The organism is Streptococcus sp. 27098_8_75 (assembly GCF_041432475.1).
Classification (GTDB): Bacteria; Bacillota; Bacilli; order Lactobacillales; family Streptococcaceae; genus Streptococcus; species Streptococcus gordonii.
Genome location: NZ_JAPVZR010000002.1, coordinates 16,636 through 31,434 on the forward strand (window position 1 = coordinate 16,636; position 14,799 = coordinate 31,434).

The window sequence follows — 14,799 nt, forward strand, 5'->3', positions numbered from 1 at the left end:
ATGACAAACGACGAAAAATGGTTTGAAAAAAAGATGGACCGTCGTGAATTTCTTAAAAAAGCAGGGATTGGAGGCGCTGGTCTAGCACTGGGTGTTTCTGGTGCCTCTGCTTTTTTCGCTAATAAAGCACAAGAAGAAAAGAAAATTTCCGATGGTGGCGAAGAAATCAGCTTTTACGGTGAGCATCAAGCAGGAATTACGACTCCAATGCAAAAAAATATCTATTTTGTAGTGCTTGATTTACATAGTACCGACAAAGAAGAAGTTATTCAAATGTTTAAGGACTGGACTGATTATAGTAGTAAGTTGGTGGATGGAGAACTAGTCAAAAAAGATGGTTCCAATGCCCTTTTGCCACCTAGCGACACTGGTGAAACAGTGGGTCTAAATCCCTATCGTCTGACTCTTACTTTTGGTGTGTCAGCTGATTTTTTGAAAAAAATGGGCTTGGAAAAGAAGCGTCCTAAAGAATTTCGTGACTTACCCCCATTTCCAAAAGAGCAATTGCAAGAAAAGTACACGGGTGGTGATATTGTAATCCAAGCTTGCGCTGATGATGAACAAGTAGCTTTTCATGCAGTCAGAAATCTAGTTCGTAAGGCCAGAAATACTGTTACCATGAAATGGAGTCAATCAGGTTTTGCAGCGATTGGCGACCGTATGTCAACACCTAGAAATCTTTTTGGCTTTAAGGATGGAACTGCCAATGTGACCAAAGAAAAGGATTTTGATAAAGTAATCTGGACTGATAGTGACGACTGGATGAAAGGTGGCACTTATATGGCTGTTCGTCGTATTCAAATGTTTCTTGAGACTTGGGATCGGACAAACCTACAGGAGCAGGAAAATACATTTGGTCGTTATAAAGAAAGTGGGGCTCCGTTTGGTAAGGAAGATGAATTTGATGAGGTTGATTTAGATCTCTTACCGGTCGATTCTCACGTTCGCTTAGCTAAAGAAGTAAACAAACCAATCTATCGTCGATCTTATTCTTATTCCGATGGAATCGTCGAGAAAACAGGTCAGTTTGATACAGGTCTTCTTTTTCTTGCCTTCCAAAAGAATCCGGATAGTTTTGTAAAAGTACAGACTAATCTTGGAGCTCAGGACAAGATGAATGAATATGTAACACATATTGGTAGTGGCCTCTTTGCTTGCTTTGCTGGTGTAAAAAAAGGAGAGTATCTTGGTCAAAAATTATTTGAATAAACTCCTAATTATCTTAGCGGTTGCATTCCTTTTTTTCGCCAAACCTGTTTTTGCAGAAGAAGCATTTAGTCAGCTTTTTGTAAAGGTAACGGATGCTACAAGAGCTGTAGAGCAAGGCAACCAGGCTAAGGCGAAGCAATTGGTTGCTGAGATAAAGGAAGGATTTGAACAATTAGAGAATCACGATTCACCAGCTGGTAAAGAAGTTAGCAAAGCATTGACAATAAATGAGGTGACTAAGGAAAACTTAACCACGATTTCGTCTGAGCTCTTAAAGTTTGATAAGGAGCAACACCCAGTTGACCTTAAGGCTGAAAAAGAAAAGTTAGTTAGTCGGTTAGAGTCAAGATTTGCAGATTTACAGGCAGCTATTTCAGCAAAGAATCTTGAACAAACTCGTTCAGCTTATAAAAAAATGAACTCAACCTGGACGGTGAATGAAGGTGTTGTTCGTGACAATAGTACTGCCCACTATGGTAGGATTGAGACTGCTATTTCTTTTTTACGAAGTGCAATCGAGACTGAGCCAGTTGATTTTTCAAGTGTTCAATCTTCTTTTGATGATTTAAAGACTGCTATCGATAGTTTTGTAAAAGGCGAAGAGCTTGCTACTACTGAAGGAAATCTCACTTTAAAAGATGGCATCCAGTTACTTGAAAAAGCCTTGGATGAATTTAAAGCTGGAAAAACTCAAGAAGCTAGCTCAAATATGAAAAAATTCATCACTATCTGGCCAAGCATTGAAGGAGACGTTAGCACGCGCAATCCTAGTCTCTATACTCGAGTCGAGAGTGAAACTCCAGTCATCATGGTTAAGGGAAGTGAAAAGGAATATCAAGATCAGCTACAGGCCTTAATAAATGATTTGTCGCAGATTGATACGAGTGCATCCTATAACTTTTTTGATGCTATGCTCATTCTTTTGAGAGAAGGAGTAGAGGCACTCTTGATCGTTATGGCTCTTGTCACGACACTAAAAGCAGCTAAGATGAATAAAGGACTAAAGTGGGTTTATACAGGAGCAGTTATGGGGATTTTGGCAAGCTTAGCTATTGCTGTCTTGCTTCAATTCCTTTTCCCAGCAGTATCGTCAGGTTCTAATCGTGAGATTATCGAAGGAGCAGTCGGGATTTTTGCAGTCTTAATGATGATTTTGGTCGGTATTTGGCTGCATAGCAAGTCCTCAATTAAAAAGTGGAATGACTTTATGGAAAGCCAGATGAAGGCTGTCACAGCTACTGGAAGTTTCATTTCTATGTTTGCACTTAGTTTTCTCGCTGTATTTCGAGAAGGGGCAGAGACGATTCTGTTTTATGCGGGAATCTATCCTAGGATTGATAAGGCAGGCTTTTTCCTAGGGATAGGACTGGCATTTCTTGTTTTGTTTGTTCTTGCTTTAGTTATGAATAAAGCTTCTGCTTATTTCAAACCACATCGAATTTTCTTGATTCTGACTTGGCTCATTTATGCTCTGGCATTTAAAATGCTGGGGGTTAGTATCCATGCTCTCCAGCTAACTAACATTTTACCAAGTCATCTGATGAATGGTTTCACGTCGATTGATTGGGCTGGAATTTATCCAAGTCTGGAAGTTGTAACTTGTCAATTGATTTTTGTAGTTATTGTACTTATCATTACATGGAAGAATCGTGAGAATAGCCATGGATCATAAAAAACAAACTATCGTAGAACACTTGACAGAGTTTCGTAGACGCTTTATTTGGACTTTAGCTTGCTTTCTTTTGGTATTCTTACTTGGTTTTATCTACGCAGGTGATATTTATAGCTGGTTGACTACTGGATTTGAAAAGAAGTTGCTTGTCTTAGGACCGAATGATATTCTTTGGATTTACGTCAGCTTGTCTAGCCTGCTAGCTTTTAGTGTGACCTTGCCTTTTATGGTTTATCAAATTTGGCAGTTTGTGAGGCCAGCTCTGACTTCAAGGGAATCGAAAGCGATTTTTGCCTACATACCGGCGACCTTTATCTGTTTTGTTTTGGGCTTGTCTTTTGGTTTTTATTTTGTTAGTCCAGCTATTTTACAAGTCCTGCTTTCACTGGGAGAGGGATTGTTTGAGACACAGCTTACCGCCCCAAATTATCTGGCCTTTCTCTTTCATACAACGATTCCACTTGGCTTCTTGTTTGAATTGCCAGTTCTAGTATCATTCTTTACGTCACTTGGTTTGCTCAAACCGCATTTTTTGGTACAATATAGAAGGTATGCTTACTTTATTTTGTTAGTCCTAGCAGTTATTTTGACACCTGCCGACTTTATCAGCGATTTAGCTATGACAGTTCCCTTGATTTTACTTTATGAAGTCAGTCTGTTGCTCAGCTATTATATATACAAAAAGAAAGAAAAGAGGAGTGAATAATGGGCATTTTAAGAGATATTGGAGCGCCAGGTCTTATTATTATTGTACTAGGAGCCTTGCTAATTTTTGGTCCCAAGCGTTTACCAGAGCTTGGACAATCAATTGGAAAAATGTTTTCAGAGTTTAAAAATGCTATGAACAATAATGAGAAAGATGCAGATTCGCAAGAAAAGAAAGAAAAAGGGGATTAACCCTTTTTCTTTTTGACTATCATCCTTGCTTATAGTATAGTTAGAGAAAAGAAGGTTAGAGGAGATTTTTATGCATCAGACCTATCATTTTAGCCAGCGCTTGAAGTTATTTCTTTCGATTTTTATTCCCGTCTTGATTTATCAGCTGGCAAATTATTCTGCGTCATTCGTAGATACAACCATGACTGGACAGTATGATACTCTCCATCTTGCTGGTGTGTCTATGGCTACAAGTCTGTGGAGTCCTTTTTTCTTTTTTTAACTGGGATTGTATCGGCTTTGGTGCCGATTGTTGGGCATCATTTGGGAAAAGGCGATGAGAAAAAGATTGCCTCAGATTTTTATCAATTCATCTATCTGTCGCTTGGCTTATCAATTGTCCTTTTTATATTGGTATTTTTTGGAGCTCCTCTAATTTTAGACAGCTTGTCTTTGGAAAATCAAGTAGCAGTAGTGGCTAAGCATTATCTTATGTATTTATCTCTAGGCATCATTCCGCTTTTACTCTTTAGTGTCGTACGCTCACTTTTAGATGCACTTGGTTTAACTCGCCTCTCCATGTATTTGATGCTTTTACTTTTGCCTTTAAATGCTGGTTTTAATTACGCCTTAATCTATGGTGCATTCGGTTTTCCAGAAATGGGAGGTGCAGGAGCTGGTCTTGGAACTTCTGTAGCTTACTGGGTTCTCTTATTCATCTCTGTCTTGATCTTAATCAGACATCCAAAGGTTAAATCTTATAAGCTTTGGAAAAGACAAAAAGTGGTAGCTGAGGGAATTAAGGAGGGATTACGTCTTGGTTTACCAATTGGCGGAATTGTTTTTGCTGAAGTCGTTATTTTTTCCGTTGTAGGGCTTATCATGGCCAAGTTTCCATCAATGGTGATTGCTAGCCATCAATCGGCCATGAACTTTTCAAATCTTATGTATGCCTTCCCCGCTGGGATCTCTTCGGCAATGGCGATTGTAGTTTCTTATGAAATAGGTGCCAAACGCTATGATGATGTAAAAAAATACTGTCGCTTAGGAAGGGTTACGGCTTTGCTTATTTCAGGATTTACGCTTGTATTTCTCTTTTTACTTCGAAATCAGGTTGCCTCTCTTTATGGTACAAACTCAGAGTTTATTGCCCTGACTTCCATCTTCTTAACTTATAGTCTATTCTTTCAACTGGCAGATACTTTTGCAGCTCCCCTACAAGGTATTCTTCGAGGCTACAAGGATACGACTGTACCATTTTATCTTGGGCTTATTGGCTATTGGGGAGTAGCTCTTCCGCTTGGATTATTTTTAGATAATATTTGTAAATTTGGTCCATATGGCTACTGGATTGGCTTAATTGCCAGCTTGATTGTCACTGGTATCCTTTATCAAATTCGTTTGAAGCAAGTCGAAAAGAAATCCTAATAAAATGTAATAGTTTTCTTGTTTGATATAAGTTCGTGATATCCGAACAATTACTCGCTAAATAGCTTTAGAATTTTGCTAAATCTTATTTTTGTGGTAAACTTCATTAGGAAACGTCAAGAAAGACGTAGCGATGCGAAAGTGCATAGGTAGGTCTAAATAAAGATTATTGCGAGGAAAGCTCTATGCTAAATGATTTTCAAGTTTTTGATTATGAAGATATCCAACTCATCCCAGCAAAATGTGTGGTTAAAAGTCGATCTGAGGCAGATACACGAGTGAAGTTTGGTAATCACACCTTCCGCTTGCCAGTTGTACCGTCTAATATGCAAACGATTATTGATGAGTCGGTTGCGGAAGAGCTTGCTCGAGGTGGGTATTTTTATATTATGCATCGTTTTGATGAAGAAGGGCGCAAGCCATTTGTTAAACGAATGCATGAAAAAGGCTTGATTGCTTCTATTTCGGTTGGTGTTAAAGATTATGAATATGATTTTGTCAGTAGCCTGAAAGGAGATGCACCTGAATATATCACCATTGATATTGCTCATGGCCATTCTGACAGTGTTATTAAGATGATCCAACATATCAAAAAAGAACTGCCTGAGACTTTTGTCATTGCTGGTAATGTTGGTACACCCGAAGCGGTTCGTGAACTGGAAAACGCTGGAGCAGACGCGACAAAAGTAGGGATTGGACCAGGTAAGGTTTGTATTACCAAAGTAAAGACTGGTTTTGGCACAGGTGGTTGGCAATTATCAGCTTTGAGATGGTGTTCTAAGGTTGCCCGTAAGCCGATTATTGCTGATGGTGGGATTCGGACACATGGAGATATTGCCAAGTCTATTCGCTTTGGGGCTAGTATGGTTATGATCGGATCACTCTTTGCAGGTCATATTGAAAGTCCGGGCGAGACTATTGAAGTCGATGGTGATAAATTTAAAGAATATTATGGTTCTGCTTCAGAGTACCAAAAGGGTACCTATAAAAATGTTGAAGGCAAAAAGATTCTACTGCCTGCCAAAGGCCATTTGCAGGATACTTTGATTGAGATGGAGCAGGACTTGCAAAGCTCGATTTCTTATGCAGGTGGTCGTGATTTGCACAGTTTGACTAGAGTGGACTATGTTATCGTTAAAAATTCTATCTGGAATGGCGATGCACATTAAGGTATAATAAAGAAAAACTTATTTATCTTGCTAATGATTGGGGCAAGGTCTCTACAAGATGCCAAACATCTAACAATAAGTGAGTCTTACAATTTCCTGTTACTTTTGTGACAGGTTACTGTCGTTGTATGAGGACTTGCTTTGTGCAGGTCCTTATTTAGTTTTCAAAAGGAGATATGATGAAAAAATTAGAAGAACGAATCCTCCGTGACGGAAATGTTTTAGGAGAGAATATTCTTAAAGTAGATTCTTTCTTGACTCATCAGGTTGATTTTACTTTAATGAAAGAAATAGGTCGGGTATTTGCTGATACGTTCCGTGAGTCAGGAATTACAAAGGTCGTGACGATTGAAGCATCTGGAATCGCCCCAGCTGTTTATACTGCTGAGGCGCTAGGTGTTCCAATGATTTTTGCTAAAAAGGCTAAAAATATTACTATGACTGAGGGGATTTTAACAGCTGAAGTATACTCATTCACAAAGCAAGTGACTTCGACGGTTTCGATTGCCGGAAAATTCTTGAGTCCTTCGGATAAGGTATTAGTGATTGATGATTTTTTAGCCAATGGACAGGCGGCTAAAGGTTTGGTTGAAATCATTCGCCAAGCAGGAGCGAGTGTTGAAGCTATTGGAATTGTCATCGAAAAGTCTTTTCAATCTGGAAGAAAATTATTGGAAGATGATGGGCAAAGAGTAGTTTCTCTAGCTCGGATTGAAAAGTTTGAAAATGGAAAAGTTGTATTTGGAAAGGCAGACGCATAAGATGGAATACAAAGAAGAAAAACATTCGCAAGCAGCCGTTCTTGGCTTGCAGCACTTATTGGCTATGTATTCGGGATCGATTTTGGTTCCAATCATGATTGCTGGAGCTCTAGGATATTCTGCTGAACAACTGACTTATTTAATTTCGACAGATATCTTTATGTGTGGGGTGGCAACCTTCCTCCAATTACAGTTAAATAAATACTTTGGTATTGGCTTGCCTGTCGTTTTGGGAGTAGCCTTCCAGTCTGTTGCGCCTTTAATTATGATTGGACAAAGTCACGGAAGTGGTGCCATGTTTGGTGCCCTCATTGTGTCAGGTATCTATGTCGTTTTGATTTCAGGTGTTTTCTCTAAGGTTGCTGATCTTTTCCCGTCAGTTGTGACAGGGTCTGTCATTACAACTATTGGATTGACTCTCATTCCAGTTGCGATTGGTAATATGGGAAATAATGTTGAGAAACCAACTGCTCAAAGTTTAATCTTAGCAGCTGTTACTGTGCTCATTATTTTACTAATTAATATCTTTACTAAAGGCTTTGTCAAATCTATTTCTATCTTGATTGGTCTGGTTATTGGGACTTTTATTGCAGGTTGTATGGGGCTAGTAGATCTTACTCCTGTTTCTCAGGCTCCAATTGTTCATATTCCTACACCTTTCTACTTTGGTGCTCCCAAGTTTGAATTTTCTTCGATTGCCATGATGTGTATTATTGCTACAGTTTCTATGGTAGAGTCAACAGGAGTCTATTTGGCCTTGTCTGATCTTACCAAAGATCCGATTGATAGCAAACGTCTACGTAATGGTTACAGGGCTGAGGGTTTGGCAGTCTTGCTTGGAGGTATCTTCAATACCTTCCCTTATACAGGTTTTTCTCAAAATGTTGGTTTGGTTAAGTTGTCTGGAATTAAGACTCGTCTGCCAATCTACTATGCAGCAGGATTCCTAGTTCTTTTGGGGCTTGTGCCAAAATTCGGTGCTCTAGCTCAAATTATTCCTAATCCTGTTTTGGGTGGGGCGATGCTAGTCATGTTTGGCTTTGTTTCAATTCAAGGGATGCAAATCTTGGCTCGTGTTGATTTCGAACACAACGAACACAATTTTTTAATCGCAGCAGTTTCTATTTCGGCTGGGGTTGGTTTAAACGGAAGCAGCCTTTTTAACAGTCTGCCTTCTAGTTTACAGATGTTCTTTTCAAATGGCATTGTCATGGCCAGTCTTATAGCAATTATTTTAAACGCTGTTTTAAACCGAAAAAATAAATAAGAGGCTGTTTTTGAACTGCTCCCCAAAGGTTAGATTTCTAATATCTAACTTTTGGGGTCAGTACATTTACGGCCTTTTTCAAATAAAAAAACCGCTTGAGTAGCGGTTATAGATTATTTTGTACGCATTTCACCTTGTGGGAAGTATGTTCCTTCTGGCATATCGTTGATGATGACATGGACTGCAGATTGAGGAGCACCAGTATTTCTGACAACAGCCTCGGTCACTTCCTTAGCAAGAGCTTTCTTTTGTTCGAGCGTACGGCCTTCAAATAAATCAATTCTAACAAATGGCATTAGATTGCCTCCTTTATTTTCTTAACATTATTTTATCACAATTTAGGTTTTAATGCTTGTCCAATTATGGTACAATTAAATGGATTAACTTATAGAATGGTAGAAGAAAAAGTTAGAGATTATGGCTCAATTATATTATAAATACGGCACAATGAACTCAGGAAAGACTATTGAGATCTTAAAAGTTGCTCATAACTATGAAGAACAGGGCAAGGGTGTTGTGATTATGACCAGCGCGATTGACACTCGAGACGGTGTTGGGTATGTATCAAGCCGAATTGGTATGAAACGCCAGGCGATGGCAATTGAAGACGATACAGATATTTTGGGCTATATAAAAAAATTACCAGAAAAACCTTACTGTATTTTAATCGATGAGGCTCAATTTTTAAAACGCCACCATGTCTATGATTTGGCTAGGGTGGTGGATGAGCTAGATGTTCCTGTTATGGCCTTTGGCCTGAAAAATGATTTTCGCAATGAACTCTTTGAAGGTTCTAAACACCTCTTGCTCTTGGCTGATAAGATAGAGGAAATCAAGACTATCTGCCAATACTGTTCACGAAAAGCAACTATGGTTTTGCGAACAGATCATGGAAAACCAGTATATGACGGGGAACAGATTCAAATCGGTGGTAATGAAACTTATATCCCAGTCTGTCGCAAGCATTATTTTAAGCCAGACATTAATAATTGAATGATAGAAATAAAGGAGATGATGAAAAATCTATGAACATCTATGATCAACTACAAGCTGTAGAAGACCGTTATGAAGAATTAGGAGAATTGCTCAGTGACCCTGATGTGGTATCTGATACTAAGCGTTTTATGGAGCTTTCGAAAGAAGAAGCTTCTACTCGTGACACGGTGACAGCTTACCGCGAATACAAACAAGTCCTCCAAAACATTGTCGATGCTGAAGAAATGATCAAGGAATCTGGTGGTGATGCTGACTTGGAAGAAATGGCCAAGCAAGAGCTAAAAGATGCCAAGGCTGAAAAAGAAGAATACGAAGAAAAACTAAAAATTCTTCTTTTACCCAAAGATCCAAATGATGATAAAAATATTATCCTTGAAATTCGTGGTGCAGCGGGAGGAGACGAAGCGCAGTTATTTGCTGGCGACCTCTTGCAGATGTATCAAAAATACGCTGAAAGCCAAGGCTGGCGCTTCGAAGTCATGGAGGCCTCTTATAATGGTGTAGGTGGAATCAAGGAAGTAGTCGCTATGGTCTCAGGTCAGTCGGTCTACTCAAAGCTTAAATATGAATCGGGAGCTCATCGAGTACAGCGGGTTCCAGTGACCGAAAGCCAAGGTCGCGTTCATACTTCTACGGCAACTGTCTTGGTTATGCCAGAAATTGAAGAAGTAGAATATGATATTGATCCTAAAGATCTTCGTGTTGACATCTACCATGCCTCAGGTGCTGGTGGACAGAACGTCAATAAGGTTGCGACTGCGGTTCGTATCGTCCATTTACCAACTAATATCAAGGTTGAAATGCAAGAAGAGCGTACCCAGCAGAAGAACCGGGATAAGGCTATGAAAATCATCCGAGCTCGTGTAGCAGACCACTTTGCTCAAATTGCTCAAGATGAGCAGGATGCAGAGCGCAAGTCCACAATTGGTACTGGTGATCGCTCAGAGCGGATTCGCACCTATAATTTCCCGCAAAACCGGGTGACAGATCACCGTATCGGTTTGACTCTACAGAAGCTGGACACGATTTTAGCTGGCAAACTGGATGAAGTCGTTGATGCTCTGGTTCTCTATGACCAAACGCAAAAACTAGAAGAGTTGAATAAGTAATGACATTGGCTCAATATTTGGCTGAGCTAGAGCAGGAGCTAGTAGCAGCGGGAGAAGAAGCAGAAAGCCTGTCTTTCGTTTATCGGGCGCTCAATCAGCTTTCCTTTACCGATTTTGTTCTTAAACTTCGCGCAGAAGTAAGTCAAGAAGACCGTGAACAGCTAAAAGCAATTCAAGATCAGCTGCTTGCTCACAAGCCAGCCCAGTATATCATTGGTAGCAGTGATTTTCACGGTCTGAATCTCAAAGTTGATGAACGAGTGTTGATTCCAAGGCCTGAGACGGAAGAGCTGGTGGAGTTGATTTTGTCAGAAAATCCTGAAACATCTCTGTTTGTCTTGGATATCGGAACAGGTAGCGGAGCCATTGCTCTTGCACTAGCAAATAGCCGTCCAGACTGGCAGATTACTGCTTCTGATCTGTCAAGAGATGCTCTTTCCTTGGCAGCAGAAAATGCTCAGTCATGTGGACTCAGCCTCACTTTTGTCCAATCTGACTGCTTGGATGCAATTCAAGGGAAATTTGACATCATCGTCTCCAACCCGCCCTATATTTCAGAAGCGGATAAGGACGAAGTCGGACTTAACGTCTTAGCCTCAGAACCTCATATGGCTCTCTTTGCTGGAGAGAATGGCTATGCAATCTACCGAAAAATAGCTGAGCAAGCAGGGGACTATCTGACAGAAAAAGGAAAAATCTATCTGGAGATTGGCTACAAGCAAGGAGACGGTGTCGTGGATTTATTGAAACAATTCTTCCCGCAAAAACGAATCCGAGTTCTGAAAGATCAATTTGGCAAAGATAGAATGGTGGCGATGGACAATGGATAAAATAGAAAAGACTCTGGCAGCAGGCGGAGCAGTTGTCCTGCCAACAGAAACTGTTTATGGCCTCTTTGCACAGGCATTGAATGAAGAGGCGGTTGAGCGAATCTATGAGTTAAAGCGAAGACCTCGCGACAAGGCTCTTAATCTTAATGTGGCTAGCTTAGAAGAGATTTATGCCTTTTCTAAGAATCAGCCCACTTACCTAAATCAACTCTACCAAGCCTTTCTGCCTGGGCCGCTGACTATTATTCTCCAAGCCAATGACCAAGTGCCGACTTGGATAAACTCAGGTATGGATACTGTTGGCTTTCGGATTCCTAAGCATTCGGTTACACTGGACTTGATTCGCAAGTACGGTCCCTTGATTGGTCCATCCGCCAATCTTTCTGGAAAAGTTAGTGGAACTTCTTTTCAGCAGATTGTGATGGATTTTCAAGAGCAAGTCTCGGGAGTAGAAGATGATGCTGCTTTGACAGGTCAGGATTCAACCATCTTGGACTTATCTGGAGAAAAGGCTCGTATTTTACGCCAGGGAGCGATTACTCGCGAGGATATCCTCGCCCAAGTAAATGGTATAAAATTTTAACTTTTAGGACCTTGGGTCCTATTTTCGCAAAAGAAGGGAGACACCTTATGATTTTTGACCAAGAAGACTACAAAGCATTTGACCCAGAGATTTGGGAAGCAGTTGCAAAAGAAGAAGAACGTCAGCAACATAATATTGAGCTGATTGCTTCAGAAAATGTCGTTTCTAAAGCTGTCATGGCTGCTCAAGGTTCTATTTTGACCAATAAGTATGCTGAAGGTTACCCAGGTCGCCGTTACTATGGTGGTACAGATGTAGTGGATGTGATTGAGAGCCTTGCGATTGAACGAGCCAAGGAAATCTTTGGTGCTAAGTTTGCCAATGTGCAACCTCACTCAGGTAGTCAGGCTAATTGTGCAGCTTATATGGCTTTGATTGAGCCAGGTGATACAGTTATGGGTATGGATTTGTCTGCAGGTGGTCACTTGACACACGGTGCATCAGTCAGCTTCTCTGGACAAACTTATAATTTTGTATCCTATAGCGTTGACCCAGAAACTGAATTGCTGGACTTTGATGCTATTCTCCAGCAGGCCAAAGAAGTTCAGCCTAAGCTGATTGTGGCGGGTGCTTCAGCCTACTCTCATATCATTGATTTTTCAAAATTCCGTGAAATCGCTGATGCGGTAGGTGCCAAGCTTATGGTAGATATGGCTCACATCGCTGGATTAGTCGCTGCAGGCCTCCATCCTAGCCCTGTGCCTTATGCTGATATTACAACCACAACGACCCACAAGACCTTGCGTGGACCTCGCGGTGGATTGATTTTGACAAATGACGAAGAATTGGCTAAGAAAATTAACTCAGCTATCTTCCCAGGCATTCAAGGTGGCCCATTGGAGCATGTCATTGCAGCCAAAGCAGTTGCTTTTAAAGAAGTGCTTGATCCAGCTTTCAAGGTTTATGCTCAGCAGATTTTGGATAACGCCCAAGCTATGGCGCAAGTCTTTCGTCAGCATGATAAGTTCCGTGTGATTTCTGATGGAACTGAAAATCACCTTTTCTTAGTCGATGTCACTAAAGTTGTAGAAAATGGGAAAGTCGCTCAAAATCTCTTGGATGAAGTCAATATTACCCTTAATAAAAACTCCATCCCATACGAAACTTTGTCACCATTTAAGACTAGCGGAATTCGTATCGGTACAGCAGCTATTGCAGCTCGAGGATTTGGCGTAACAGAAAGTATCAAGGTTGCAGAACTCATCATCAAAGCTCTGGAAAATGCTGAAAACGAAGCGATACTGAATCAGGTACGTGCTGAAGTTCGCGAATTGACGGACGCTTTTCCACTCTATGAGGGCTTGAACTAAGATGGATATTTACGTAAAAAAAGCGATTATTCATCAATTCAGCCCAGCTGATACCGAACTGCTATTGGCGGATAAGTTTCTCAACATTACTCCTAAGATTGAAGAGTACCTGCGCAAGAAGATTGAGCGGGTCTATTCTGACGATGCTAAAACAGGTGTTTTCGATCCCGAAAACATCTTTTTATCCCAACTTTCAGATGACTTGCTGAAAACATCAGTGACAGTTGCTAAGCTTTGGCAGGAGGAGTTTTCAGTCAGTGAAAACCAGAAAACCAACGATCTGATTTTTGTCCAGTTTGACAAAGAGGGTGTGGAGCACTTTGCTTTTCTGCGGATTGCTCTGCGGGAAACTCTGACCCACTTGGGTGGTGAGGTGGACAATCCTATCAAACTAACTCAGAACAATCTGCCTGGCTTTGGTACAGGTGCGGATGAGGCTGTTGTCATCAATCTCAGATCTCGCAAGTACCACCTGATTGAAAAGCGTATCAAGTACAACGGTGCCTTTCTCAATTACATGTCAGACAATCTCTTGCAGGTCAATCCGACAATCTCAGCCAAGAAATCAATTAAAACTTTAGAGAAAACAGCTCAGAGGGTTGCTGAAAGTTTTAATAAAGACGATTTCCAGTTCCAGTCCAAGGTCAAGTCCAGCATTTTCAAAAATCTGGAAGAAAATGACGAACTGTCGCCTGAGAAACTGGCTGATGATCTTTTTGACAACAATCTAACAGCTCGTCTTAGTTTTATTGACCAAGTCAAGGAAGCTATTCCTGAGCCAGTCAAATTTGATGAGATTGACAGCAGTCGCCAGAAGAAAAAGTTTGAAAATCAAAAACTCTCCCTTTCAAATGGAATCGAGCTCATTGTTCCTAATAATATCTATCAAGACGCAGAGTCGGTAGAATTTATCCAAAACGATAATGGCACCTATTCTATTTTGATTAAGAACATCGAGGATATCCAAAATAAATAATGTTTAAATTTTTAAGAAGACTGATTCTAGTCCTTTTCGTGCTCTTTGCTGGCTACAAGATTTATCAGGTTCATCATGATGTCAAGCAGGTTATGAAGTATCGAACTCTAGTCAGAGAGGTGCTGGACGAGCATGACACGGCGGCCAATGAAGAATTGGTGCTGGCCATGATTTATACAGAGACCAAGGGAAAAGACACAGATGTTATGCAGTCCAGTGAAAGCGCAACTGGTCAGACTGATGCTATTAGAGACAATAAAGAAAGTATTCGTCAAGGCGTTCAGACTCTATCCGATAATCTAGAGTTGGCTAGCGAGAAAAAAGTAGATGTTTGGACAGCAGTACAAGCCTATAATTTCGGTCAAGCCTATATCGACTACGTAGCTAAAAACGGTGGCGAAAATACACTGGAGCTGGCCAAGAAATATTCCAAAGAAGTAGTAGCGCCAAGCTTAGGAAATGTAACAGGCAAGACCTATGGCTACTATAACTTGATTTCAATTTTCCACGGCCCAGAGCTCTATATCAATGGAGGAAATTATTATTATTCCCGTCAGGTAAAGATGAATATGCACATCATGCGACTTTTAAAATGGTTTTAGAAAGAAGCAAT

At 40.5% G+C, this 14,799-nt stretch carries 15 protein-coding genes, 1 pseudogene and 1 riboswitch; of the genes and pseudogenes, 15 read left to right on the forward strand and 1 reads right to left on the reverse strand.

Annotated elements, in window-relative coordinates; translation table 11 throughout:
• The 8 genes and pseudogenes from efeB to O3640_RS03315 all read left to right on the forward strand — a co-directional run bounded on the left by efeB (position 1) and on the right by O3640_RS03315 (position 8,382).
• Positions 1-1,209: an iron uptake transporter deferrochelatase/peroxidase subunit gene (gene efeB, locus O3640_RS03280; RefSeq protein WP_045774049.1), complete on the forward strand. Its 1,209-nt coding sequence runs from the start codon at positions 1-3 to the stop codon at positions 1,207-1,209.
• A complete protein-coding gene (locus O3640_RS03285) occupies positions 1,187-2,881 on the forward strand; it encodes an FTR1 family protein (protein WP_045774048.1) in 1,695 nt (564 codons plus the stop codon). Before efeB ends, O3640_RS03285 begins: the two co-directional genes overlap by 23 nt.
• Complete coding sequence (gene tatC, locus O3640_RS03290; RefSeq protein ID WP_045774047.1) at positions 2,871-3,587, forward strand: twin-arginine translocase subunit TatC; 717 nt, start codon at positions 2,871-2,873, stop codon at positions 3,585-3,587. The genes O3640_RS03285 and tatC overlap by 11 nt, the downstream gene beginning before the upstream one ends.
• Positions 3,587-3,778: a twin-arginine translocase TatA/TatE family subunit gene (locus O3640_RS03295; protein ID WP_045774046.1), complete on the forward strand. Its 192-nt coding sequence runs from the start codon at positions 3,587-3,589 to the stop codon at positions 3,776-3,778. The genes tatC and O3640_RS03295 overlap by 1 nt, the downstream gene beginning before the upstream one ends.
• 70 nt (positions 3,779-3,848) lie before the next feature.
• Positions 3,849-5,185, forward strand: a pseudogene (locus tag O3640_RS03300) (MATE family efflux transporter).
• Between the two features lie 185 nt (positions 5,186-5,370).
• Positions 5,371-6,354 carry a GMP reductase gene (gene guaC, locus O3640_RS03305; protein WP_045774044.1) on the forward strand — a complete coding sequence of 328 codons (984 nt, stop codon included), beginning with the start codon at positions 5,371-5,373 and terminating at the stop codon, positions 6,352-6,354.
• Positions 6,353-6,450, forward strand: a riboswitch (purine riboswitch). Its footprint overlaps the gene before it by 2 nt.
• Before the next feature lie 83 nt (positions 6,451-6,533).
• Complete coding sequence (locus tag O3640_RS03310) at positions 6,534-7,115, forward strand: xanthine phosphoribosyltransferase (RefSeq protein ID WP_045774043.1); 582 nt, start codon at positions 6,534-6,536, stop codon at positions 7,113-7,115.
• 1 nt (position 7,116) lies between these two features.
• Positions 7,117-8,382, forward strand: coding sequence for a nucleobase:cation symporter-2 family protein (locus tag O3640_RS03315; protein WP_037622361.1), 1,266 nt, complete (start codon positions 7,117-7,119; stop codon positions 8,380-8,382).
• A gap of 113 nt (positions 8,383-8,495) precedes the next feature.
• Here the strand turns inward: O3640_RS03315 and O3640_RS03320 are convergent, their stop codons facing one another.
• Entirely contained in the window at positions 8,496-8,678 is a 183-nt protein-coding gene (locus O3640_RS03320) for a 4-oxalocrotonate tautomerase (protein ID WP_001117401.1), read from the reverse strand.
• Positions 8,679-8,799: 121 nt separating this feature from the next.
• Between O3640_RS03320 and O3640_RS03325 the strand changes: the two genes are divergently transcribed.
• Genes O3640_RS03325 through O3640_RS03355 form a run of 7 tightly spaced genes read left to right on the forward strand, consistent with a single transcriptional unit; the run spans position 8,800 to position 14,788 of the window.
• Entirely contained in the window at positions 8,800-9,375 is a 576-nt protein-coding gene (locus tag O3640_RS03325; RefSeq protein ID WP_045774042.1) for a thymidine kinase, read from the forward strand.
• Between the two features lie 32 nt (positions 9,376-9,407).
• On the forward strand, positions 9,408-10,487 hold the full coding sequence (prfA, locus tag O3640_RS03330) for a peptide chain release factor 1 (RefSeq protein ID WP_045774041.1): 1,080 nt from the start codon (positions 9,408-9,410) through the stop codon (positions 10,485-10,487).
• Entirely contained in the window at positions 10,487-11,317 is an 831-nt protein-coding gene (gene prmC / locus O3640_RS03335) for a peptide chain release factor N(5)-glutamine methyltransferase (RefSeq protein ID WP_045774040.1), read from the forward strand. The genes prfA and prmC overlap by 1 nt, the downstream gene beginning before the upstream one ends.
• On the forward strand, positions 11,310-11,900 hold the full coding sequence (locus O3640_RS03340; RefSeq protein WP_045774039.1) for an L-threonylcarbamoyladenylate synthase: 591 nt from the start codon (positions 11,310-11,312) through the stop codon (positions 11,898-11,900). Before prmC ends, O3640_RS03340 begins: the two co-directional genes overlap by 8 nt.
• A 47-nt stretch (positions 11,901-11,947) precedes the next feature.
• On the forward strand, positions 11,948-13,210 hold the full coding sequence (glyA, locus tag O3640_RS03345) for a serine hydroxymethyltransferase (RefSeq protein WP_045774038.1): 1,263 nt from the start codon (positions 11,948-11,950) through the stop codon (positions 13,208-13,210).
• Position 13,211: 1 nt separating this feature from the next.
• A complete protein-coding gene (locus O3640_RS03350) occupies positions 13,212-14,186 on the forward strand; it encodes a nucleoid-associated protein (protein ID WP_045774037.1) in 975 nt (324 codons plus the stop codon).
• Positions 14,186-14,788, forward strand: a complete 603-nt coding sequence (locus O3640_RS03355) for a lysozyme family protein (RefSeq protein ID WP_045774036.1) — start codon at positions 14,186-14,188, stop codon at positions 14,786-14,788. The genes O3640_RS03350 and O3640_RS03355 overlap by 1 nt, the downstream gene beginning before the upstream one ends.
• The last annotated feature ends 11 nt before the right edge of the window (positions 14,789-14,799 follow it).